The organism is Nonomuraea ferruginea (assembly GCF_039540635.1).
Taxonomy (GTDB): Bacteria; Actinomycetota; Actinomycetes; order Streptosporangiales; family Streptosporangiaceae; genus Nonomuraea; species Nonomuraea ferruginea.
This window is the reverse complement of sequence record NZ_BAABFD010000033.1, coordinates 18569-42154: the sequence shown is the minus strand read 5'-3', so window position 1 is coordinate 42154 and position 23586 is coordinate 18569. Positions and strand designations below refer to the sequence as shown.

The window sequence follows — 23586 nt, the reverse complement described above, 5'->3', positions numbered from 1 at the left end:
GTATATCTACAAGGGGTGTAAAGACCCTATCGACACTCCTGTCCCTCTGGTCACAAACGAACAGGGATCTTGTCAGAAATGTCATCAGAAATGGCCGAAGGGCCTGGCGCGAGCCAGGCCCTTCGGGTGAAGCAGAAGGAACCGAGGTTTGGACCCCCGACTCCGGGAGATCAACCCGACTTACTTGGGCATCGGGGTGATCTGGCCCGACCAGACGTTCTTCGCGGCGTTGTAGACCGCAGCGGTCTCACCGTCGAAGTACGGGCTGGAGATGTGGTCCCAGCGGTCGTTGCCGTCGGCGTCGTACAGCAGGCTGGTGACACCGTTGACGTAGCCGAGACGCTTGGCGTTGCTGTACTTGAAGAGCCACGGGCCACCGTCGTAGCCGCCGGTGACGGCGCACTTCAGGGACACGTGCTCCTCGACCTTGTACTTCGCGGCCTGAGTCGTCTTGGCGCCGGTCTTGCCGTAGCACCACTTCGGCGTCTTGCCGGTGTAGGGCTTGCTGCCGTCGGGGTGCTTGCCGTACGGGTAACCGAAGGTACGGACGTACTTGCCGGTCGGCTGGTTCCACGCGAAGCCCTGGCCGCCGACGACGTCGCCGAGGCGACCAGCGTCCTTGACCTCGTGGACCACGATGTAGAACTCGGCCTTGTAGTACTTGGTGGCGGTGCCGGGCTTGTACCACACCTGCACGTAGTAGTGCGTGATGGTGCTGTTGCCCTTGCGGTCAATCTTGACCTCGCCCGGGCCCTTGTACTTCTCGGCCTCGCGCCAGGTGACGTGCTCGACCTCGGGCTCGCCGTACTTGCGGAGGTTGCCCTGGCCGGTGCGCGCCTTGTCGTAGACCTCCTTGGAGACCTCGTGCTTGGCCACCTCGGCACCGGGGTAGTCCGGGCCAGAGACCTGGTCCTTCTTGCCCCAGTCACGGAAGTACAGGTTGGCGTTCTTCGGGTCGAGGCGACCCTTCTTGAACTCGTCCTCGCTGACTTCGACCTTCTTGGTGAACTTCTCACCCTTGTAGGCGTCGTACTCGGCCTTGGTGACCGCCTTCGGCTTGTTCAGGGAACCGCCGATGCCGTTGTAAACGGTGACGAACGCGTAGTCGCGGTCGAAGTCCTCGTAGACGTCGAAGTCGTAGTGGGTGAAGGCCTGCTTGCCCACGTACACGCCGTACGGCGTCTTGCCCTCGTAGTAGCCCGGGACGAAGACCCAGCGCGACACAACCTCGGCGTTGCCGGACACGTCGTAGACGCAGTGACCAGCGGTCGCAACCAGGTTGCGGTAGTTCGACTGGATCGAGGTGCCGGAGCACCAGTACAGGTTGCCGTCGCGACCCTCGAAGAAGACCTTGCCGATGGTCTTCGGCAGGTTCACGTTCTGGGTCTTGACAGCGGACTTCTTCTCCTCGCCGATGGGCGCGGTGGAGCCAGGCTTGCCGTCAGGCGAATAACCGCCCTTGGACACGACCTTCGTGACGTCCTTGCTGTCCCAGTGGTAGGCCGAGGCCTGCTTCAGGGCAGCGTTGTTGGACTTGGTCCAGAAGTCGAGGATCTCAGCGGCCTTGGCCTGGCTGGCCAGAACCTCGTCGTTGATCTTCTTGTCGTTGGCCTGAGCGGTACCGGCCAGGCCGGCAGCCAGGAGACCAGTGGCCAGAATGGCGCCACCGGCCGGAAGGAGGATGCGCTTCAAGGTAACTCCTTGCGCTGTCGTGGAACGCCTCTTGCGTCCCATGCGTCAGTAAAGGGATAGCCAGGAAGATACAGTGTCGATCTTGCTAACAGGAAGCCGCTTTGAATGAAAAAGAGGCGACATGTCGGGCGTGATCGATCTGTGATGTTTGAGACGCTTCAGCGCAGGAGCCGGGGGAAGGTCACCGGCCGGGTGTTCTCGCAGATCAGCATAAGGATGTTGTTAGTGTGACTGGCGAGAGCGGTGCGGCCCCCTCGGGACGCCTCTCTCGCTGGTGTGACGCACATCACAATGGGTTCATGGCACCATCTGCGTGTCCTGTGCGTCCAAGCGCCCGCACTTTCCGGGCCCGGAACGCCGAAGGGCCCGGCTGGTGTGCCGGGCCCTTCGGGTCTTACAGGTGACGATCCCTCAACGGGTGACCGTCAGTGGCGTCGCAACTTAGATGATCTTGCCGGACCACACGTTGGCGGCGGCCTTGTACACCGTGTTGGTCTCGCCGTCGAAGTACGGCGACGAGATGTAGTCGACGCGCTTGTTGCCGTCCTGGTCGTTGAAGGTGCTGGTGACACCGTTCACGTAGCCGAGACGCTTGGCGTTGCTGTACTTGAAGAGCCACGGGCCACCGTCGGCGCCCTCGGTCATCGCGCACTTGAGCGCGACGTGCTCCTCGATCTTCTTGGCCGCGTCACCCACCAGCTTCTTCGTGGTCTTGCCGTAGCACCACTTCGGAGTAATGCCGGTGTAGTTCTTGTGGCCGTCGGGGTGAGGAGCCGCCGGGTAACCGAACACGCGCACGTACTTGCCGGTCGGCTGGTTCCACGCGAAGCCCTGGCCGCCGACCACGTCACCGAGCCGGCCCGCGTCCGTGGCGGCGTTCTCGATGATGGTGAAGACGGTCTTGTAGAACTTCGTGTCGGAGCCGGGCTTGTACCACTGCTGCACGAAGAAGTGCGTGATGGTGCTGTTGCCCCTGCGGTCCAGCTTGACGGTGCCCGGGTACTTCTCGGCGTCCTTCTTCTGGTTCTCCAGGTACTTCTCGGCCTCGCGCCAGGTGACGTGCTCCTCGATGGGCTCGCCGAACTTGCGCCCGTTGCCCTTGCCCACCCGAGCGGCCTTGTACTTGGCCTCGGAGACCTCGATCTTGGCGACCTCGGCACCCGGGAAGTCCGGGCCGGTGGGCTCGGCCTTGGAGCCGCGCTTCACCCAGCAGGCCTCAGTGGAGGTGGGGTCGAGCCGGCACGCGCGGAACTCCTCGCGGCTGATCTCGACGTCCTTGGCCTCCTTGAGGCCCTCGTACTTCTCGAACTCGGCCTTGGAGACCTTCTTGGCGGTGCCCCCACCGAGCTTGACGCCGTTGTAGACGGTGACGAACGCGTAGTCGCGGTCGAAGTCCTCGTAGACGTCGAAGTCGTAGTGGGTGAACGCCTGCTTGCCGACGTAGATGCCGAACGGGGACTTGCCCTGGTAGTAACCGGGGACGAAGACCCACTTGTCCATGACGTCCGAGTTGGCCTTGACGTCGTAGACACAGTGGCCGGCGGTGACGACGAGGTTGCGGTACTTCGACTGGATCGAAGTAGCCGAGCACCACTTCTTCTCGCCCTTGCCGTTGACGAAGAACACCTTGCCGATGGTCTTCGGCATGTTGACGTTCTGCACCTTGGCGGAGGTCTTCTTCTCCTGGCCGATGGGGGCGGTGGAGCCCGCCTTGGTGTCGGCGCTGTAGCCGCCCTTGCTCTGCAGCTTGGTGACGTCCGTCTTGTCCCAGACGTTGGACTCCTTGGCGGCCTTCAGAGCAGCGCCGTTGTTGTCCGCCCAGAACGAGGCGATGGCCTTGGCCGCGGCGGCGTTCTTCGCCATCGCGTCCGTGGCGACGTCGTTGTTGGCCTGAGCCGTACCGGCCAGACCGGCGGCCAGGAGACCGGTGGCCAGAACGGCACCACCGGCGGGGATGAGGATGCGCTTCAAGGGAACTGCTCCTTGGTCTGTCGTGGGCCGCAACTTGCGCCCCATGCGTCAGTAAAGGGATAGCAAGGAACATAGCGCGGTGATCTCCGCAGGTGAAAGCCGAATCGAAGGGTCCGGCACGGACCCGGATCGCCGTGACCATTCCGTGACCTGTCAGAGATGTTCGCCGTACGTGATCGGGTCGGTACGTTTTCCCAGGGTATGTAGGGGGTGTGAAGATTGGGACGAAAGTTCCGTTAGCATCGCCTCACGGGCTGTAGTCAGGGAAATGTGACTCAGATCACAGGAACCGAATGGAACCTATCCTCCGTCTAAGTAGCCAGTCTTCTGCCAGGGAACGTTCAGGTTCCGGAGAATTCATGATTGTCTGGGCGGTTTTGCCCGTCTGGGCCTTGCGCTGACACCTAGCCTCCGCGGGCACGAAAAAGGGCCCGGCGGTGGCCGGGCCCTTCACGAAGCGGACTGGGTCAGCGGTAGAGCTCGCCGTTGGGGCCGACGATCTTGCCCGACCACACGTTCCTGGCCGCGTTGTACACCGCGGCCGTCTCGCCGTCGAAGTACGGCGACGTGATGTAGTCGATCCGGTCGTTCCCGTCCTGGTCGGCGAAGGTGCTGGTCACACCGTTGACGTAACCCACCCGCTTGGCGTTGCTGTACTGGGTGAGCCACGGCCCGCCGTCGTAACCGGGGGTCACGGCGCACTTGAGCCCGATGTGCTCGTCGATCTTCAGCCAGGAGGCGCCGACGGCCTTGGCGGTGGTCCTGCCGTAGCAGTGCTTCGGGGTGACGCCGCTGTACGGCTTGCTGCCGTCGGGGTGCGGCGCGGAGGGGTAACCGAAGGTGCGCACGGTGCGGTTGGCGGGCTGGTTCCAGGCGAAGCCCTGGCCGCCCACGTTGTCGCCGAGCCGGCCGACGTCCCTGGACTTCAGGATGTAGCGCTGGCCGCCCCAGGACCGCTTGGGGCCGCTGAAGCGCTGGTAGTCGCGCCGGTTGACGCGCTCGGCCCCGGTGAACTGGATGCCGTTGTAGACGGTGACGAACGCGTAGTCGCGGTCGTAGTCCTCGTAGACGTCGAAGTCGTAGTGGGTGAAGGCCTGCTTGCCGACGTAGATGCCCCAGGGGGTCTTGCCCTGGTAGTAACCGGGCACGAAGACCCAGTTGTTCAGAAGGGCCTTGTTGCTCTCGGTGTCGTACACGCAGTGGCCGGCGGTGGCGACCAGGTTGCGGTAGTTCGACTGGATGGACGTGGCCGAGCACCAGCGGAACTTGCCGGAGCCGTCGACGAAGAACACCTTGCCGACCGTCTTGGGCAGGTTGACGTTCTGCGAGCCGCCCGCGGCCTTGTTGCCGCTGGTGGGGGCGGCGGTGCCGGGCCTGCCGTCAGGGCTGTAGCCGCCCTTGGAGACGACCTTCCTGACGTCCTTGGAATCCCAGGTGTAGGCGGTGGCGCGACGGAGGGCGGCGCCGTTCGAGGCGAACCAGAAGGACGCGACCGAGGCCGCCTGGCTGGTGTTCCTGGCCATGGGGTCGTTGGCGACGTCGCCGGCGGCCTGCGCGGTGCCGTTGAGGCCGGCGAGCAGCATGCCGGTCGCCACGGTGGCGCCGCCGACGGGGAGGAGGATTCGCTTCAAGGTAACTCCAGGCTTTGCCTTACGCTGGCGCGGCGCCTTGGTGCGCCCCGGATGCCAGCAAACGGACAGCCGGAACCGTACAGCGTCGATCCTGGTCACGCGGGTTCCCACCGGGCGCGGTCGGCGCGCGGAAGGCCGCCGTGATCGTACCGAGACCAATGTCTGGGCTGATCGCCCGGAGTGACCGATCGGTAACTTGTTAACTAGATCACATTTGCCGGGGTCTTCTGCGCGGCGGCGTGCCGGTAGACGTCTCCGGCAGCGGCCGTGAGGTACGGCGAGGACACCGCGTCGAACTCGCCCTTAGCGTCTCTGTTCCAAGTCAGGCTGTTGACGCCGATGAGGTTGCCCAGGTTGTTGTTCAGGCCGGTGATCCACGGGCCGCCGCTGGCGCCCTTGCTGAAGTTGCAGGGGTGGAGCTGCACGCCGTGGTCGAGGTCGAGGCTGGGGGCGACGGCCTTGCGCGTGCCGCCCACGCAGCTCTTCAGCGTCTGGCCGTTGAAGGGCCTGCTGCCGTCGGGCTGCGGGCCGGCGGGGTAGCCGAAGGCGTGCACCTGGGCGAGCGGCGGCTTCTTGGCCAGCTCCAGGCCGAGCCCGCCGACGTTGTCCTGCAGCCGGCCGACGTCCTTGGCCACGTAGGTGTTGCCCTGCTTGACCCAGGTGAAGCCGCGGTGGACCGTGACGAACGCGTAGTCGAAGTCGTAGTCGTTCTTGCCGGCCCAGTCTTCGTGCATGCTGATCGACGAGCCTACGTAGATGCCGTGCGGCGTGGTGCCGTCGGCGCCCGGCTCCGGGACGAAGATCCAGGAATCGGCCTCTTTGCCCTGGCGTGCGTCGTAGGCGCAGTGTGCGGCGGTGGCGACCACGCTGTGGTTGCCGGCCGCCACGGCGGCGGCCGAGCACCAGTACTCCTTGGTGCCGAGCCGGAAGAAGACCTTGCCGGTCGTGCTGGCCCGGCCCGTCTTCGGCGCCACGGCGTTGACCGGGCCGGCCGCCTTGCGCAGGGCGGTGATCCGCTGGCTGGCCACCGTGCCGCCGCCCGCGGTGCCGGACTTCGGCGAGCCGTTCGAGGTGGGGGCGGCGGGGGTGTAGCTGTCGGCCTTCTTGAGCTTCTCGGGCTTCCAGTAGTCGGCGACCTTCTGCACGTCCGCCTTGGTCTTGGCGAGTGAGACGTGGAAGACGTGGCTCGCCGCGGCGGCGTTCGCGCTCCCGGTGAACGCAGGCAGCATCAGCAGCGCGCCGCTGACGGCGGCGGCTAGCAGGTGCCTGGCCCGGGAGATCATGAAAGTGCCTTTCTGAGGTTGTAACGGTGGATTTTTCCAGATCAACTGGGGCTATTGCAGCTCGGATGGAGATTCGTTATCTGAGCAAGCGTGACTTGCGTCGCATAAGAACCATGTCAAGCGTGCTGGAACGTGCCTATAAACGATCTTCATTGTATGACGTCATCCCAGCTAGACGCCGGATTTGCGAGGCCAATTCGCGATGGTCGACGGTCAAATGGTGGAAGGTCACGTTCGCGCGGAAGATGTTCTTCCCGGCGTGGCGGATTCGGTGATCACTCGGCCCGGCCTCCGGTGCTGGTCGAAACCGTTCCTTATCAACCGAATCTTGTTCTGGTTGGATGGGGGGCATGGATCCACGCACCCCCTGCCTCATCGGCGCGGCCCAGCGCACCGTCCGCGAGCAGCCCGGCCCTGAACCGCTCGACCTGTGGGAGGAGACGGCGCGGGCCGCCGCGGCCCAGGCGCGGCTCCCGGTGGAACGCCTCGAATCGATCCAGATCGTCCACACGGACTCCTGGCAGTACGACACGCCCACCGGACGGCTCGCCGAGCGGCTCGGCGCCACTCCGGGGCACACCGCGTACTCGAAGGTCAGCGGCACCGCTCCGCAGACGCTCATCGGCGAGGCGGCGGCCCGGATCGCGGCCGGCGAGCTCGACTCCGCGCTGATCACCGGAGCCGAGGCCCTGGCCACCCGCCGGGCGTACCGGCTGGCGGGCGAGCACGCGCCGTGGAGCCACGCCGCCGACCCGAGGCCGCCGTACGCCTGGGAACGGCCGCCGCACCCCAGCGAGCTGGCGCACGAGCTCTTCCTGCCCGTGCACACGTACCCGATCATGGAAACCGCCCGCCGCGCCGCCCTCGGTCACACGATCGAGCAGGAGATGCTCGACCGGGGCCGGATGATGGCGCCGATGACGCGGGTGGCCGCCGCCAACCCGCACGCCTGGCGGCGCACCCCGCGCACCCCCGAAGAGCTGATCGACGGCAACCGGTTCGTCGGCTGGCCGTACAACCGGAGCACCGTGGCCGTGATCGAGGTCGACCAGGCGGCGGCGGTCGTGCTGGCCAGCACCGCGCTCGCCGACCGCCTCGGGGTGCCCTCCGACCAGCGCGTCTACCTGCGCGGCTGGGCCTACGCCGAGGACACGTGGGAGGTGGCCGCCCGGCCCGCGCTCGGCGCCTCGCAGGCCGTCGGCAGGGCCGCCGAGTCCGCGTTCGCCAGGGCCGGGCTCACCCTGGACGACATGCGCGCGCTCGACGTCTACAGCTGCTTCGCCATCGCGCTCCGCCAGACGTGCGACGCGATCAAGCTCGACCCGATGGACCCGCGCGGCCTCACCGTCACCGGCGGCCTGCCGTACGCGGGCGGCCCGGCCAGCGACTACGTGCTGCACTCCACCGTCACCATGGCCGGCCTGCTGCGCGCCGGCGGCGGCCACGGGCTCGTCACCGGGGTCGGCATGCACCTGACCAAGCACACGTACGCGATCTGGTCCGCGGAGCCGGGCGGTGTCCTGGGCGGGCCGGAGCCGGTCTTCACCGCCGAGCCGGTGCCGATCGCGGACTCGTACGAGGGACCGGCGGTCGTGGCGGGATACACGGTCGCCTACGACAAGGACGGCGTGCCGTGGCGGGGCATCCTCGTCGCCGACCTTCCGTCGGGGGCGCGGGCGTACGCGCACGTGACCAGGGAAGAGCTGATGGCGGACGCCGTGTCGCGGGAGCTGGTGGGGCAGCGGGTCGAGCTGACGACGGACGGCAAGGTCAATGTGGCGAGTTGGTGAGGTGGCAAAGATGGTGCAAAGATTGTGACTGCTCGACTACGCTTCGCTATTGACATTTAAATGTCACTGGCGGACGCTGGAGTCATGCGGAGGACCACGGTGCGCATCGACGAGACACTCCTCAACGAGGCGAAGGCGTACGCGGCCAGAAACGGACGCAGTCTCAACTCGGTGATGGAGGACGCCTTGCGTCAACTACTCAACCGTTCCACCGACACGGTGGAGCGCCCTCAGATCAACCTGCCCCTCTCCGGGGCCGAGGACGGGCCGACGCTGACCTGGCACGAGATCCAGGAGATGCTTGAACTGGATGACATCGAGCGTGTGGTGGGGGTGCGGCAGCATGAGGATGCTTGATGTCAACATCCTGGTCAACGCGCAGCGGCGGGACATGGAGCACCACGAGCAGTGCCTCGCCGCCCTCAAGGAGCTCCTCTACGGGGAGGAGTCCTACGCGGTGAGCGACTTCGTCATCAACGGCTTCATCCGCATCGTCACCGACCCGCGCATCCCAGGCTCGACGCCCTTCGAGACGGCCAGACAGTTCGCCGAGAGCGTCCGTGGCCAGCCACACGCGGTGACGATCCACGCCGGGTCCCGGCACTGGGAGATCTTCACCCGGCTGTGCGTCGCATCCGACGCGAAAGGAAAGCTCGTGCCCGACGCGTATCTCGCCGCGCTCGCCATTGAGCACGGATGCGAATTCGTGACCTGTGACCGGGATTTCGCCAAGTTCGAGGGGTTGCGCTGGCGGTCGCCGCTCAACTGAACTGAAGGCAGTACAACTCGCTAGCGAGGTCCGTCGTGGCCGATCAGTTCGATGTCATCGAAGCGGGCGAGCGCGACCGCCGCCGTCCGATCGGGCTGCTGGTCGTGCTCGCGCTCCTGGGCGCGTCCGTCGCCGGCCTGATCCTCAGCCGCGGGCCCGACCCCGCGCCCGAGCGGGAACCGCCCCGCGAGGCCGCCGCCCCCATCCGGTCGCTCACCCGCGTCGACAGCCGCCCCAACCTGCTGCATCCGGAAGCGGACGAGAAGAAGGGCACGGCCCGGATCGAGGTGACGTTCCCCGACGGCGTCCGGGCCACCGTGCGCTACCCCGCCGAGCTCCGCCTCGACCGGCTCGGCCTGCGACCGTTCCAGGGCGTGTGGGTCGACGACGAGTTCCGCCAGCTCACCGCTCCCTACAACGGCGAGCTGGAGATCACCCGAGGGGGCGAGCCGATCAGGTCGTTCGGCGACAACGTGACGCTCTGGCCGCGTCAGGCGGGCAGCGGCTCGTTCGGGCAGGTGCTGCTGTTCGCGTTCGGCCCGTGGCGGATGGCCATGTACGACCGCCCGCCCGGGCTGGGGTTCGACCAGCGGCTGGCGGTCGCGAGCGGGGTGCGCGGCCGGGTGACCGGTGACGGCCACCTGGTGCTGTCCGGCTCCGGGCGGGTGCGGCTGGCCGCGCCGGGCGACACCGAACGCGGCGAGCCGGTGGGGCCGCAGCTCTGGTTCGGCGGCGGCGCGACCGACATGGTGGCGCTCATCCCCACCCCCGGCTGCGAGAAGGCGCGCGGCCTGCCCCGGGGCGTCCGGGGGCGCGGACACCCGGTCGCGGACGTGTGCCGCGACGGGATGCGCGTGGTCGCGATGGGCGACGACGCGTTCGTCGGCAAGGCGCTCGACGGCATCCGGATCAGCGTCAAGTAAGGTGCGGCCATGTTCGCCGTTACCGCCACACAGACCGATCCCGACAATCCTCTCGCCGGCCTGACCCTCGGTGAGCGCCCCGAGCCGAAGGTCCCCGACGGCTGGACGACCGTCTCGGTGCGGGCGGCCGCGCTCAACCACCACGACCTGTGGACGCTCAAGGGTGTCGGCATCAGGCAGGACCGGCTGCCGATCGTGCTCGGCTGCGACGCGGCCGGCGTCGACGAGGACGGCAACGAGGTCGTCGTGCACGCGGTGGTCGGCTCCGGGGCCGACGAGACGCTCGATCCGAAGCGGTCGCTGCTGTCGGAGGTGTACGACGGCACGTTCGCCGAACGCGTGGCCGTGCCCCGCCGCAACCTCGTGCCCAAGCCGGCCGCGCTCTCCTTCGAGGAGGCCGCCTGCCTGCCCACCGCGTGGCTGACCGCGTACCGGATGTTGTTCGACAAGGCCGGGCTGGAGCCCGGCTCGACCGTGCTCGTGCAGGGGGCCGGCGGCGGCGTCGCCACCGCGCTCATCGCGCTCGGCCGGGCGGGCGGGTTCCGCGTGTGGGCGACCAGCCGCTCGGAGTCCAAGCGGGAACGAGCCCGCGAGCTCGGCGCCGACCAGGTCTTCGAGTCCGGCGCGCGGCTGCCCGAGCGGGTGGACGCCGTGATGGAGACGGTCGGTCAGGCCACCTGGGACCATTCGCTCAAGTCGCTCAGGCCGGGCGGGCGGATCGTGGTCAGCGGCGCCACCAGCGGGGCGGTCCCGCCGGCCGACCTGAACCGGGTCTTCTTCCTGCAGCTCTCGGTGGTCGGCTCCACCATGGGGACCCGCGACCAGCTCCAGCGGCTGGGCGTCTTCCTGGAGCAGACCGGCGTCCGGCCGGTCGTCGACCGGACGATGCCGCTCGCCGAGGCCCGGGACGGGTTCGCGGCCATGCACGAGGGCGACGTCTTCGGCAAGATCGTCTTCACCGCCTGACCTCGGAGGGCGCCTGGTCCCGGGTGGCGGGGGAGCAGGCGCCCTCCGGCGGATCATGATCGCAGCGTGTCACGCACCCGGGCGGACGTCTCGTCGAGCGTGCGCCGCAGGTCGTCGAGCTTCTCGCGGGTGATGCTGGACTCCGACGCCTCCTCGCGGACCTTCGCCACGAAGTCGGCGAGCGCCTCGCCCAGCTCGTCGTCCAGCTCCGCCCGGCTCTCCGGCGCGCCGCCGACCGTGCGCCACACCTCGGTCCAGATGCGCCGCCACTCGCCGGCCAGCCGCTCGCTCTCGCCCTGCCAGTGCTGGGCGTGCTCGCTCCACTGGCGCTTCTGCTCCTCCTTGAGCCGGGTGAACTCCTGCTTCTGCCGCTCACGCGTACGGCGGACGTCGTCGCCGGTGCCGGTGCGCACGTCCCTGGCCATCCGCGTCAGCTCTTCGCGCAGCGACTTGACGGTGTCGCGGACGTCCTCCTTCACCTCGCGGGCGATGTCGCGTACCGAGGCCGAGATCTCCCGCTCCAGGTCGTCGAGCTCGTCGAGGCGGGCGTTCAGCTCCTCGCGGCCCTTGTCGGTGATGGAGAACACCTTCTTGCCGTCGGCCACCTCGTGCGTGACCAGGCCTTCGGCCTCCAGGCGGGCCAGGCGCGGGTAGATGGTGCCGGGGGAGGGCGAGTAGACGCCGAGGAAGCGGTCCTGCAACAGCCGGATGACCTCGTACCCGTGGCGGGGGCTCTCCTCCAGCAGCTTGAGCAGGTAGAGCCGGAGCCGGCCGTGGCCGAAGACGGGACTCATTGCTTCTCCCTCTTGAGCAGCGTGACTTCGCCGGAGACGGTCGTCGCGGAAAGGGAGGCCATGCCGCCGCCCAGCCGCCCCGACATCGACCGGGCGCCGGGGCCGCCGGTCTGCGACACCTCCTCGAAGGCGCTGACCAGGCGGCCGGACGTCGACCTGATCGTGACGTCCGTCGCCGCGTTCTCGGGCAGCCGGACCAGGATGGAGCCGGACACCGTGTTCAGCGTGACGTAGCCGGTCGGCTTGAGCGCGAGGTCGGCGGTGATGCGGCCGGAGACGGTGTTGGCGCGCAGCCTGCGCGGCAGGCCGTCGGCGACGGTCAGGTCGCCGGAGACGCTCTTGAACGACAGATCGCCCTCCATCGCCCGACTCTCCACCGCGCCGGAGGCGGTGGTGGCGCTCACCTCACCGCTCACGCCGTCGAGCACGATCTCGCCGGACACGCTCTTGACCTGCGTCGACGCCTCGAACCCGGCCACCACGGCGGACGCCGACACGACTCCGGCGTTGACCGCGCAGCGGCGCGGCACGGTGAGCGTCGCGACGGTCCTGCGCCGGTCGCGGCGCAGCCAGCCGAGCATCCCGTCCCAGGTCAGATCCTTGTACGTGACGCTCAGGCGCCGGGCGTCCTCGTCGTAGGTGACCAGCAGCGGTGAGGCCGAGTCGAACTCGGTCACTTCGAGCGCCGGTGGACCGTCGCTGGCCAGCACGGCGAGCCTGCCCGCCACGATGCGCACGTCGAGGGCGTCAACGTGCCCGAACGTGAGCTGCTCTGGACTCTCGATGGTCCACTGCCGCATGATCCCGCCCTCTCTGGCGACGCATCTTGACAGTGAACACGATATGTCGCGTCCGCCGAAATCTCAAGATGTATCGCGTCTACGGGCGGGCGGGTGTCACTCGTCCTCGTCGTCGAGCCTGGCCAGCCAGGTGGCCAGACGCTCGACCGGCGTCTCGAACTCGGGGTTGAGATCGACGAACTCGCGCAGCCGCTCGCCGAGCCAGAGCAGGGTGACCTCCTCCTCGCCCCGGCGAGCGACCAGCTCCTCGATCCCCCGATCCGTGAAGTACATCGTGCTCCGTCTCCTCGACTCTCCAAGCGACCCGCACGTCCCGGCGGGGAGCGCGGCGAAAGCAGTCGGCCCCCGCCGGGGCGGGGGCCGACTCACGTGATCAGGTCAGCCGTAGACCTGGCGCAGGATCTCCTCCAGCTCCGCGTCGTGGGCGGCGTGCGAGCCGGCCGCGGGCGAGCTGTTGGCCGGACGGGAGACCCGCCGCAGCGGGCGGCCGCCCAGCAGTTGCGGGTCCTCGGCCAGCTTGAGCGACAGGTAGGGCCACGGGCCCATGTTGATCGGCTCGTCCTGCACCCAGAGCAGCTCGGCCTGCGGGCCGAACCGGGCCAGCTCGGCGTCGAGCTCCTCCTTCGGGTACGGGTAGAGCCGCTCCACGCGGACCAGCGCCACGTCGTCGCGGCCGTCGGCCTCCCGCTTGGCCAGCAGGTCGTAGTAGACCTTGCCGGAGCACAGGACCACCTTGGTGACCTTCCCCGGATCGATCAGCGTCTCGCCGATGACCGGCTGGAAGGTGCCCGAGGTGAAGTCGGCGGCCTTAGAGGTGGCCCGCTTGTGGCGCAGCAGCCACTTCGGCGTGAAGATGACCAGCGGCTTGTGCCGGCCCGACTTCACCTGCCAACGCAGCAGGTGGAAGTGGTTGGCCGGGGTGGTCGGCTGCGCGACCGTCATGTTGTCGAGCGCGCAGACCTGGAGGAACCGCTCGATGCGGGCCGAGGAGTGGTCGGGGCCCTGACCCTCGTAGCCGTGCGGCAGCATGAGCACCACGCCCGAACGCTGGCCCCACTTCTGCTCACCGGACGAGATGAACTCGTCGATGATCGTCTGGGCGCCGTTGACGAAGTCGCCGAACTGCGCCTCCCACAGCACCAGCGCGTCAGGGCGTACGACGCTGTAGCCGTACTCGAAGCCCAGCGCCGCGAACTCGCTCAGCAGCGAGTCGTAGACGTAGAACTTGGTCGTGCCCTGGTTGAACGCCTTGAGCGGGGTGTGCTCGGCGCCGGTCACGCGGTCGACCAGCACGGCGTGGCGCTGGGTGAACGTGCCGCGGCGGGAGTCCTGACCGACGAGGCGGACCGGGTGGCCGTCGATGAGCAGCGCGCCGAACGCCAGCGTCTCGCCCATGCTCCAGTCGATGGAGTCCTGCTCCACCATCTGGCCCCGGCGCTGCAGCACCGGCGCGAGGCGCGGGTGCACCGTGAAGCCCTCGGGCAGGCTGAGCTGGGTGTCGACGATGCGCTTGAGCGTCTCGTCGGTGATCGAGGTCGCCGTGTCGGCGTGGGACCACTTGACCACCTCGGTCGGCGGCACCCGCATCGCCCCCGCCTCCAGCGGCTTCTTCGCCGCCTCGCGGGTCTCGGTGAACGCCTGCTCCAGCTTGGCCTGGTAGTCGCGGAGGGCCGACTCGGCCTCCTCGACCGTGATGTCGCCCCGGCCGATCAGCGCCTCGGTGTAGAGCTTGCGGGTCGAGCGCTTGGCGTCGATGAGGTCGTACATCAGCGGCTGGGTGAAGGCCGGGTTGTCGCCCTCGTTGTGGCCGCGGCGGCGGTAGCAGATGAGGTCGATCACGACGTCCTTGCGGAACGCCCGGCGGTACTCGTAGGCCAGCTCGCCCACGCGGACCACGGCCTCGGGGTCGTCGCCGTTGACGTGGAAGATCGGCGCCTGGATCATCCGCGCCACGTCGGTCGCGTAGACCGAGGAGCGGGACGAGGCGGGCGAGGTGGTGAAGCCGACCTGGTTGTTGACCACGACGTGGACGGTGCCGCCGGTGCGGTAGCCGCGCAGCTGCGACAGGTTGAGCGTCTCGGCCACGACGCCCTGGCCGGCGAAGGCCGCGTCGCCGTGGACGAGCACCGGCAGGACCGTGAAGCCCTCCTCGCCGCGCTCCAGCAGGTCCTGCTTGGCGCGGACGACGCCCTCCAGGACCGGGTCGACCGCCTCCAGGTGGGACGGGTTGGCCACCACCGAGGTGGTGATGGTCTTGCCGCTCGGCGCGGTGAACTCGCCGGAGGCGCCCAGGTGGTACTTCACGTCACCGGAGCCGTGGGCGGTGCGGGGGTCGATGTTGCCCTCGAACTCGCCGAAGATCTGCCCGTAGGACTTGCCCACGATGTTGGCCAGCACGTTGAGCCGGCCCCGGTGGGCCATGCCGATGACGACCTCGTCGAGGCCCTCGTCGGCGGCGTCGCTGATCACCGAGTCGAGCAGCGGTATGAGGGACTCGCCGCCCTCCAGCGAGAAGCGCTTCTGGCCGACGTACTTGGTCTGCAGGAAGGTCTCGAACGCCTCGGCGGTGTTGAGCCGGCTCAGGATGTTGAGCTGCTCGTCACGGGCCGGGGAGGCGTGCGGCTTCTCCACCCGCGCCTGGATCCAGGCCCGCTCCTCGGGGTTCTGGATGTGCATGTACTCGATGCCGACGGTGCGGCAGTAGGAGTCGCGGAGCACGCCCAGGATCTCGCGGAGCCGCATCAGCGGGCGGCCGCCGAAACCGCCGGTGGCGAACTCGCGCTCCAGGTCCCACAGGGTGAGCCCGTGGGACTGGATGTCGAGGTCGGGGTGCTTGCGCTGCTTGTATTCCAGCGGGTCGGTCTCGGCCATGAGGTGACCGCGCACGCGGTAGGCGTGGATCAGCTCCAGCACCCGGGCGGACTTGGACACGTCGTCGTCGTGCGAGGCCGAGACGTCCTGGACCCAGCGGACCGGCTCGTACGGGATGCGCAGGGCTTCGAAGATCTCGTCGTAGAAGCCGTTCTCGCCGAGCAGCAGCTGGTGGATCGTGCGCAGGAAGTCGCCCGACTGGGCGCCTTGGATGATCCGGTGGTCGTAGGTGCTGGTCAGCGTGATGACCTTGGAGACGGCCAGGCGGGAGAGCGTCTCGGGGGAGGCGCCCTGGTATTCGGCGGGGTACTCCATCGCGCCCACGCCGATGATGGTGCCCTGGCCGGGCATCAGGCGGGGCACGGAGTGGACGGTGCCGATCGTGCCGGGGTTGGTCAGCGAGATCGAGGTGCCGGCGAAGTCGTCGACGCCGAGCTTGCCGGCGCGCGCCTTGCGGACGATCTCCTCGTAGGCCATCCAGAACTGCCGGAAGTCCATCTCCTCGGCCGCCTTGATCGACGGCACGAGCAGCTGGCGCTCGCCGTTGCTCTTCTGCACGTCGATGGCCAGGCCGAGGTTGACGTGCTCCGGCTTGACCAGCGTGGGCTTGCCGTCGACCTCGGTGTAGGAGTGGTTCATGTCCGGCATGGCCGCCAGCGCCCGGACCACGGCGAAGCCGATCAGGTGGGTGAAGGAGACCTTGCCGCCGCGACCCCGCTTGAGGTGATTGTTGATCACGATGCGGTTGTCGACCATCAGCTTGGCCGGGATGGCCCGGACGCTGGTGGCGGTCGGGATGGCCAGCGAGGCGTCCATGTTGACGGCCGTGCGCGCCGCGGCGCCGCGCAGCTTGACCTCCTCGGCGCCCTTGGGCACCGGGGCAGGCGGCTGCTTCGGCTTCACGGCGGCCGGCGCCGCCTTGGGTGGCGCCGCCTTGGGCGGCTCCTTCGCTGGTGCTGCGGGGGCGGGCGCGGGCGCGGTAGCCGTGCCGTTCGCCGCCTCCCTGGCCGGGGTGCGCCCCGGTCCGTAGTCAGGGTTGTAGTCAGCGAAGAAGTTCCACCAGGCCTTGTCTACAGACTCGGGGTCTTGGAGGTACTTCTGGTACAGCTCGTCGACAAGCCATTCATTCTGACCAAAGCTTGCCAGCGGGTTTGTCCGCGACGACTCAGACGACACGGCGGAAATCGCCCTCTTCCGCAGATCGGCGTTGATGATAGAGAACTTGTCCAAGGCTACTCGCCCGGACCGGCACAGCGCGCAGCCTAGGCCGTTGCGCCACGGCTGATCCTCTCAGGGGTGTCCAAAGAGGTCACGCCTCCCTCGTCAGTACAGGCGGTGCTGAAAATATTACCTTTTGGTATCAACATCACTGGATGGTGTTTACTTCCCGCTTGATACGAGCCTGGTGGTGATGCGGACCTCGGGAGTGAGCCGGGTCAGCAGGTCGGCGAGCTCCTCGCCGGCTTCCTTCAGCTCCTCCAGCGTCATCGGCTCCAGCCGCTCCAGCAGGAAGATCGCGTTGGTGGTCTCCTCGGTGAGCCGGGTGCGCACCACCTGGCGCCAGTTCCACCTGCGGCAGGTCACGCCCACGTCGTCGCGCCAGATCACCTCGCCGGGCTCAGGCTGCCCCAGCGCCTCCTCGGACGCCTCCTCGCCGGTCGCCCTGACCAGGCGGGCCGGGCCGGAGTAGCGGTCGAGGTCCTCGCCGCCGATGGGCAGCGCGTGTCTGACGCTGACGGAGTTGTAGGCGTCGACCACCAGGTTGATCTCCGGCAGCGGCAGCCTGCGGGTGAGCGCGTCGACCGACGGGCGGGTGCGCTGCGGCTTGGCGCCGAAGGCGCGGTAGGCGTCCTTCCAGGCGTCGATCTTGGCGTCCTGGACCGGCCGCGCCGCCTCGGCCGCCTCGGCGAGCCAGGCGCGGGACCGGTCGTCGGTGGGCCCGTTGCGCAGGCCGAGAGCCGTCATCGCGAGCACCGTGAAGTCGGGGCGGAGCGCGGCGACCGCGTCGTCCACCCAGATGTCGTCCAGCATCCGCCCAGTCTATCGATCTCGGAAAACCGCAAAATTGCCTTTGCAAAAAACTCTTTGCGGTTTACGCTCGACCGTATGGAAGAGCAGTACACGATCAGTGACCCGCGGGTGCTCAAGGCGGTCGCCCACCCGCTGCGGGTGCGCCTGCTCGGCCTGTTGCGCGGCGACGGGCCGGCCACCGCGAGCGAGCTGGGCCGCAAGGTCGGCGAGAGCTCGGGCTCGACCAGCTACCACCTGCGCGAGCTGTTCAAGTACGGCTTCATCGAGGAGGACGCCGACCAGCGCGACGGCCGCGAGCGCCGCTGGCGCGCCCGCCACCGCTACACCTCGTGGGACGCCGTCGAGTTGTCCGCCAGCGCCGAGGGCCGCGAGGCGCTCAGGATCATCCACCTGCGGCAGGCCGAGATGGTCGGGCGGGTGATGGAGGAGTACGACCAGGCCGGCTGGTCCGAGGAGTGGGCGGACGTCTCCGGGATGAGCGACCACCTCCTCACGCTGCCGCCCGCCGCGCTCCGCGAGTTCAAGGACCGGGCCGAGGAGCTCCTGCGCGACCTCGTCGCCCGCCACGCCGGCGACCCCGGCGCCAGGAAGGTGCACGTCTGGCTGGGCGCCGTCCCCCGCACGTCCCAGGAGGAGGAGTCATGACCGCCCGTTCCGCGTTACGCCGCTACACGCTCGTCTGCTTCCTGGCCTGGTTGCCGGTCGGGCTGCAGGTCCCCTCGATGGTGCTGCTGATGACCGAGAGAGGTCTCGGCCTGGCGCAGATCGGCCTGGTGGTCACGGTCTTCTCGACGGTCACCGTGGCCCTGGAACTGCCCACCGGCGGCCTGTCCGACGTCGTGGGGCGGCGCGTGATGCTGGCCGTCTCCGCCGTGTTCCTGACAGCGGCGCTCCTGCTGATGAGCGTGTCCACGGCGTTCTGGATGTTCCTGGTCAGCGGGGCGCTCAAGGGCGTCGCCAGGGCCCTGTCCAGCGGTCCCGCCACGTCCTGGTACGTCGACACGCTGCACCGCCTCGAAGGGCGCGACGCCGACCTCAAACCGGGGCTGTCCCGCGGCGCGGCCATGGAGTCCGTGGCGCTCTGCCTCGGCGTGCTGGCCGGCGGCGCCCTGCCGCTCGTCGTGCCGCCTGAGCTGGTGTTCCCGCTGGCCGCGCCGAGCCTGGTCGGCGCGGTGGCGGCGGCGGTCCTGCTGGCGGTCGTGCTCCTCGCGCTGCCCGAGCCGCCGCATGCCCGCAGGTCGCTCGGCGGCGTGCTGCGCGAGGTGCCCGCCACGGTCGTCTCCGGGGTGCGGCTGGCGGCCGGCGGGCGCGTGCTGCGCCGCCTGATGCTCGCGTCCGCGGCCTCGGGCGTGATGCTGATGTCGATCGAGCTGCTCACCCCGGGCCGTCTGGCCCAGCTGGCGGGCACGGCCGAGCAGGGCAGCACGGCGTACGCGGTCGTCGCCGCGCTGGGGTTCGCCGGCAGCGCCGCGGGCAGCGCGCTGGCGCCCCGGGCGGCCCGTCTGGCCGGTGGCTCGGCCAGGGGAGCGATCGCCGGTCTCGTGGCGACCGCGCTCTCCGTCGGCGCGCTGGCCGCGACGGCCGGGCTCGGCGGCGCGGCCGGGCTGCTGACCGCCGGCGCGGCCTACGTCGCGCTGTTCGTCGGCTCCTCGGTGACCGGGCTGCTGTGCCTGGAGATGACCCACAACGCCGTCACGGCCGCCGAACGCACCACCGTCACCTCCACGTCCTCGCTCTCCCTGCAGTCCGGCGGCATCCTGGCCAACCTGACGCTCGGCACGCTCGCCGTGCATGCCGGCGTGGCCGCCGCCTGGGGGGTGAGCGCGGCCGTGGTGCTGGCCTCGGCGCTGCTGTTCGTCCGGATGCCGGTCACAGGCTCCAGTCGAGCTCCGGTCCCAGCGGCACGAGCCGGTTCGGGTTGATGGTCGTCTGGGTCATGTAGTAGTGGCGCTTGATGTGGTCGAAGTCCGTGGTCTCGCGGAAGGCCGGGATCGCGTACAACCTCCTCGCGTACGCCCACACCGCCGGATAGTCCGTCAACCGGCGGACCGAGCACTTGAAGTGCGCGTAGTAGACCGTGTCGAACCTCGCCAGCGTCGTGTAGGCACGCACGTCGCTCTCGGTCAGCCGGTCGAACAGGAATTCCGACCCCGTCAGCCGCTCCTCCAGGAAGTCCAGCGTGGCGAACACCCGGCCCACCGCGTCCTCGTACGCCTCCTGGCTCCTGGCGAAGCCCGCCTCGTAGACCGCGTTGTTGAGGCCGTGGTAGAGGCGGTCGTTCACGGCGTCGATCCCGTCGCGCAGCTCCTTGGGGTACAGGTCGGGCGTGCCGCCCCAGCGGGTCTCCAGATCCAGGGTGATCTGCGGGAAGTCGTTGGTGACGATGCGCCGTTCCTTGACGTCCCACACGCACGGCACCGTGTGGCGGCCCTCGAAGCCCGGGTCGGTGGCGAGGTAGAGCTCCGACAGGAACCCGCCGCCCGGCACCCGCCAGCCCCGCTCGTCCCTGATCGGGTCCACGATCGCGACGTCGAGCAGGTCCTGGAGGCCGAGCAGCTCGCGGACGATCAGCACCCGCTGCGCCCACGGGCAGGCGTAGGAGGCGTAGAGCCGGTAGCGGCCCGGCTCGGGCGGCCCCAGCCGGTCGGTGAAGTGGTTGGCCTGCCTGACCCAGCGCCCGTCACGTACCGCGTCCATGACCCCAGTAGAACATGGTTCGGGAAGTACGGGCAGAATCACGGGCATGGCGAAGTTCGTGGTGACTCCCTCCAGCGAGAAGCAGCGCGCGGCATGGACGGGCGGCGGCATCCCCGAGGTCGAGCGGGTCCGGCCCGGTCTCTGGTCGATCCCGGTGCCCATCCCGATCAACCCCCTGCGGTACGTGCTCGTCTACGCGCTGGAGCTGGCCGACGGCGTGGCGATCATCGACGCCGGGTGGGACACCGACGAGGCGTACGAGGCGCTGACGGCCGGGCTCGGCGTGGCCGGCTACACGATCGCGGACGTCAGGGCGGTGCTCGTCACCCACATCCACCCCGACCACTACGGGCTCGCCGGGCGGGTCCGCGAGGCGTCGGGCGCCTGGATCGGGCTGCACCCCGCCGACGCCGGGCTGCTGCGCGAGCGGTACGACGAGGAGTTCATCGACGCGCTCGTCGCCAAGGAGCGCGCGCAGCTCCTGCGGTGCGGCGTGCCCGCCTCGACCGTGGACGAGCTGGCGGGCGCGTCCATGATGATCCGCACCTTCGTCACGATGGCCGCGCCCGACCGGCTCATCGAGGACGGCGACCGGCTCGACCTGTCCGGCTGGGACCTGCGCGCGGTGTGGACCCCGGGGCACTCGCCCGGCCACCTGTGCTTCGCCGAGCCGTCCAGGAAGCTGCTGTTCACCGGCGACCACGTGCTGCCCAGGATCACCTCCGCCGTCGCCGTGCACCCGCAGTCGGCGCCGAACCCGCTGGCCGACTACCTGGACGCGCTGGCCGCCCTGCGCGCGTTCGACGTGGAGGAGGTGCTCCCCGCGCACGAGTACCGGTTCCTGGAGCTGGCCGGGCGGGTCGACTACGTGATGGAGCACCACCGCGAGCGGCTGGCCGAGATCGAGGAGGTCGTCTCCGGCACGGACGGCGTCACCTGCTGGGACGTGGCCACCAAGCTCACCTGGTCGCGGCCCTGGGAGTCGATCCCGTCGTTCATGCGCCGCGCGGCCGGCAACGAGACGCTCGCCCACCTGGTGTGGCTGGAGTCGCGCGGCCGGGCCCGCCGCCTGCCGGGGGAGCCGGAGCTGTGGACCCGAGCTGTGAACCGGAGCTGAGGGCTGACCGCGGGGCGCTGGGTTATCGTGCAGGTAACAGAATGTTGTTCTCCTGTGCTGGAGGTTCGATGCTGCGGTTCGATGACAGGGTCGCGATCATCACGGGGGCCGGGCACGGCCTCGGCCGCTCACACGCGCTGCTGCTGGCCGAGCGCGGCGCCAAGGTGGTCGTCAACGACCTCGGCGGCGCGCTCGACGGCACCGGCGCCTCGACGGGCCCCGCCGCCGAGGTGGCAGAGCTGATCACCAAGAACGGCGGGCAGGCGATAGCCAGCACCGACAACGTCGCCACCCCCGAGGGCGCGCGAGCGATCGTCAAGTCCGCGGTCGACGCCTTCGGCAAGGTCGACATCGTGATCAACAACGCCGGCATCCTGCGGGACAAGTCCCTGGGCAAGATGACGGTCGAGGACTTCGACAACGTGCTCGCCGTGCACGTGCGCGGGTCCTTCCTGGTCAGCCAGGCCGCCTATCCGCACATGAAGGAGGCCGGCTACGGCCGCGTCGTCAACACCTCCAGCCCGGCCGGCCTGTTCGGCAACTTCGGCCAGGCCAACTACTCCACGGCCAAGATGGGCCTGGTCGGGCTGACCAAGACCATCGGCATCGAGGGCGCGCGCAACGGCATCAAGGCCAACGCCATCGCCCCGATCGCGTGGACCCGGATGACCGAGGCGCTGCTGCCCGCGGAGTTCGAGGCCAAGTTCACCCCGGAGCGGATCAGCGCCCTGGTCGCCTACCTGGTGCACGAGTCGTGCGAGGTGAGCGGCGAGGTGTTCAGCGTGGGCGGGGGCCGGGTGGCCCGGGTGTTCGTCGCCGAGGGACCGGGCTGGAAGACCGACGACCTCACGCCCGAGACGATCGCCGACCACTGGGACGAGGTCATGGCCGAGCAGCCGTACGTCCAGTCGGCCACGGAGTCCATGCAGCGCATGCTCTGATCGCGGCACGTCAAGGCCGGGCGGGGGAACCCCCGTCCGGCCTTCGTCATGTCCGGCCAATCAGACTTTGTTCGATGAACGGCGTAAGTATGGGGAGTTATGTCACCTCGCCCTCTTGAATTGCGCGTTGTGTGATCTTATTGTCGCGGCATGACCCCCGCCCCGGGCTCGCCCGGTGACGTCCTGACGCTCATCAGCGCAGGCTCTGCCACGACCCGTTCCGATCTCGCCCGGCTCACCGGCCTGGCCCGCTCCACGATCTCGCAACGGGTGGACGCGCTGATCGAACGCGGGCTGGTCGAGGAGACCGAGAGCGGCGAGTCCACCGGCGGACGGCCGCCGCGCCAGCTCCGCCTGCACGCCGAGGAGCACGCGTTCGCCGGCGTCGACCTGGGCGCCACCCACTGCCGGATCGCGCTCATGGACATGACCGGCGACCTGCTCGCCCAGTGCGAGGACTCGCTGCTCATCGGCGAAGGCCCGGAGAAGGTCCTGGCCCACGTCGACGGGCGGATCGACCGGCTGCTCGCCGAGGCGGGCCGGCCCAGGGCGGCGCTGCGGGTGATCGGCATGGGTGTGCCGGGGCCGGTCGAGTTCGCCACCGGCCGGCCCAACAACCCGCCGATCATGCCCGGCTGGAACGACTACCCGATCCCCGACTACTTCCCCGGCGTCGACGTCCTGGTCGACAACGACGTGAACGTGATGGCGCTCGGCGAGCACCGCAACGCCTTCCCGGCGGCCCGCCACCTGCTGTTCGTCAAGGTCGGCACCGGCATCGGCTGCGGCATCGTGGCCGAGGGCACCCTCCACAGGGGCGCCCAGGGCTCGGCCGGCGACATCGGCCACATCCGCGTCAGCGGCCACGAGGAGTCCGGCTGCCGGTGCGGCAACAGCGCCTGCCTGGAGGCGGTGGCGGGCGGCGCGGCGGTGGCGCGCCGGCTCACCGAGCTCGGCGTCCCCGCCGAGACGGGCGCCGACGTCGTCGCCCTGGTCCAGGCCGGCAACACCCAGGCGCTGCGGTTGGTCCGGGAGGCCGGACGGCTCATCGGCGAGGTGCTCGCCAGCCTGGTCAACTTCTTCAACCCCGAGGCCATCGTCATCGGCGGCGCGCTCTCCCGCGTCCACGAGCACCTGCTCGCGGGCATCAGGGAGACGATCTACCGCCGCTCGCTGCCGCTGGCCACCCACCATCTGTCGATCGTGCCGAGTCGCATGGGAGTCGACGCCGCGGTCATGGGCGCCGGAATCCTGGCGATCGAGCACTACCTGTCCCCGGACAACATCAACAAGATCGTCAACGCCTGAAA

At 69.0% G+C, this 23586-nt stretch carries 20 protein-coding genes; 10 read left to right on the top strand and 10 right to left on the bottom strand.

Going from position 1 to position 23586, the window contains the following annotated elements; translation table 11 throughout:
* Positions 1 to 180: 180 nt before the first annotated feature.
* From ABD999_RS41280 to ABD999_RS41265, 4 genes are all read right to left on the bottom strand, one after another.
* Positions 181 to 1692 (bottom strand): trypsin-like serine peptidase, encoded by a 1512-nt coding sequence (locus tag ABD999_RS41280; protein WP_271276588.1) that lies wholly within the window; start codon positions 1690 to 1692, stop codon positions 181 to 183.
* 441 nt (positions 1693 to 2133) lie between these two features.
* On the bottom strand, positions 2134 to 3663 hold the full coding sequence (locus ABD999_RS41275) for a trypsin-like serine peptidase (protein ID WP_271276589.1): 1530 nt from the start codon (positions 3661 to 3663) through the stop codon (positions 2134 to 2136).
* A 467-nt stretch (positions 3664 to 4130) separates the two neighbouring features.
* Positions 4131 to 5294 carry a trypsin-like serine peptidase gene (locus ABD999_RS41270; RefSeq protein WP_271276590.1) on the bottom strand — a complete coding sequence of 388 codons (1164 nt, stop codon included), beginning with the start codon at positions 5292 to 5294 and terminating at the stop codon, positions 4131 to 4133.
* Between the two features lie 203 nt (positions 5295 to 5497).
* Complete coding sequence (locus tag ABD999_RS41265) at positions 5498 to 6577, bottom strand: trypsin-like serine peptidase (protein WP_271276591.1); 1080 nt, start codon at positions 6575 to 6577, stop codon at positions 5498 to 5500.
* A gap of 350 nt (positions 6578 to 6927) precedes the next feature.
* Between ABD999_RS41265 and ABD999_RS41260 the strand changes: the two genes are divergently transcribed.
* From ABD999_RS41260 to ABD999_RS41240, 5 genes are all read left to right on the top strand, one after another.
* Positions 6928 to 8367 (top strand): acetyl-CoA synthetase, encoded by a 1440-nt coding sequence (locus tag ABD999_RS41260; RefSeq protein ID WP_271276592.1) that lies wholly within the window; start codon positions 6928 to 6930, stop codon positions 8365 to 8367.
* Between the two features lie 99 nt (positions 8368 to 8466).
* A complete protein-coding gene (locus ABD999_RS41255) occupies positions 8467 to 8724 on the top strand; it encodes a hypothetical protein (RefSeq protein ID WP_219548937.1) in 258 nt (85 codons plus the stop codon).
* Positions 8711 to 9136, top strand: a complete 426-nt coding sequence (locus ABD999_RS41250) for a type II toxin-antitoxin system VapC family toxin (RefSeq protein ID WP_148029363.1) — start codon at positions 8711 to 8713, stop codon at positions 9134 to 9136. The genes ABD999_RS41255 and ABD999_RS41250 overlap by 14 nt, the downstream gene beginning before the upstream one ends.
* Before the next feature lie 35 nt (positions 9137 to 9171).
* Positions 9172 to 10059 (top strand): hypothetical protein, encoded by an 888-nt coding sequence (locus ABD999_RS41245; protein ID WP_271276593.1) that lies wholly within the window; start codon positions 9172 to 9174, stop codon positions 10057 to 10059.
* A 9-nt stretch (positions 10060 to 10068) separates the two neighbouring features.
* Entirely contained in the window at positions 10069 to 11025 is a 957-nt protein-coding gene (locus ABD999_RS41240; RefSeq protein ID WP_271276594.1) for a zinc-binding dehydrogenase, read from the top strand.
* A gap of 53 nt (positions 11026 to 11078) precedes the next feature.
* Here the strand turns inward: ABD999_RS41240 and ABD999_RS41235 are convergent, their stop codons facing one another.
* From ABD999_RS41235 to ABD999_RS41215, 5 genes are all read right to left on the bottom strand, one after another.
* On the bottom strand, positions 11079 to 11819 hold the full coding sequence (locus ABD999_RS41235; RefSeq protein WP_148029366.1) for a PadR family transcriptional regulator: 741 nt from the start codon (positions 11817 to 11819) through the stop codon (positions 11079 to 11081).
* Positions 11816 to 12619 carry a DUF4097 family beta strand repeat-containing protein gene (locus tag ABD999_RS41230; RefSeq protein WP_148029367.1) on the bottom strand — a complete coding sequence of 268 codons (804 nt, stop codon included), beginning with the start codon at positions 12617 to 12619 and terminating at the stop codon, positions 11816 to 11818. Before ABD999_RS41230 ends, ABD999_RS41235 begins: the two co-directional genes overlap by 4 nt.
* A 96-nt stretch (positions 12620 to 12715) precedes the next feature.
* Positions 12716 to 12892: a DUF6104 family protein gene (locus tag ABD999_RS41225; RefSeq protein ID WP_187280957.1), complete on the bottom strand. Its 177-nt coding sequence runs from the start codon at positions 12890 to 12892 to the stop codon at positions 12716 to 12718.
* A gap of 105 nt (positions 12893 to 12997) precedes the next feature.
* Positions 12998 to 16666: a multifunctional oxoglutarate decarboxylase/oxoglutarate dehydrogenase thiamine pyrophosphate-binding subunit/dihydrolipoyllysine-residue succinyltransferase subunit gene (locus ABD999_RS41220; RefSeq protein ID WP_271276595.1), complete on the bottom strand. Its 3669-nt coding sequence runs from the start codon at positions 16664 to 16666 to the stop codon at positions 12998 to 13000.
* Between the two features lie 204 nt (positions 16667 to 16870).
* Entirely contained in the window at positions 16871 to 17521 is a 651-nt protein-coding gene (locus ABD999_RS41215) for a B3/B4 domain-containing protein (RefSeq protein ID WP_271276596.1), read from the bottom strand.
* A 75-nt stretch (positions 17522 to 17596) separates the two neighbouring features.
* On the opposite strand from ABD999_RS41215, the gene ABD999_RS41210 reads away from it, so the two are divergent.
* Positions 17597 to 18166, top strand: a complete 570-nt coding sequence (locus tag ABD999_RS41210; protein ID WP_271276597.1) for a winged helix-turn-helix domain-containing protein — start codon at positions 17597 to 17599, stop codon at positions 18164 to 18166.
* Positions 18163 to 19443: an MFS transporter gene (locus ABD999_RS41205; protein WP_271276598.1), complete on the top strand. Its 1281-nt coding sequence runs from the start codon at positions 18163 to 18165 to the stop codon at positions 19441 to 19443. The genes ABD999_RS41210 and ABD999_RS41205 overlap by 4 nt, the downstream gene beginning before the upstream one ends.
* Here ABD999_RS41205 and ABD999_RS41200 read toward each other — a convergent pair.
* A complete protein-coding gene (locus tag ABD999_RS41200; protein ID WP_271276599.1) occupies positions 19391 to 20218 on the bottom strand; it encodes a glutathione S-transferase family protein in 828 nt (275 codons plus the stop codon). The genes ABD999_RS41205 and ABD999_RS41200 overlap by 53 nt on opposite strands.
* A 46-nt stretch (positions 20219 to 20264) precedes the next feature.
* Here ABD999_RS41200 and ABD999_RS41195 point away from each other — a divergent pair, with 46 nt between their 5' ends.
* From ABD999_RS41195 to ABD999_RS41185, 3 genes are all read left to right on the top strand, one after another.
* Entirely contained in the window at positions 20265 to 21335 is a 1071-nt protein-coding gene (locus ABD999_RS41195; RefSeq protein WP_271276600.1) for an MBL fold metallo-hydrolase, read from the top strand.
* A gap of 68 nt (positions 21336 to 21403) precedes the next feature.
* The gene (locus ABD999_RS41190; protein ID WP_271276601.1) at positions 21404 to 22276 is read left to right on the top strand and encodes an SDR family oxidoreductase; all 873 of its coding nucleotides are present in this window, start codon (positions 21404 to 21406) and stop codon (positions 22274 to 22276) included.
* 150 nt (positions 22277 to 22426) lie between these two features.
* Positions 22427 to 23584 carry an ROK family transcriptional regulator gene (locus ABD999_RS41185; RefSeq protein ID WP_148029375.1) on the top strand — a complete coding sequence of 386 codons (1158 nt, stop codon included), beginning with the start codon at positions 22427 to 22429 and terminating at the stop codon, positions 23582 to 23584.
* Positions 23585 to 23586 lie beyond the last annotated feature (2 nt).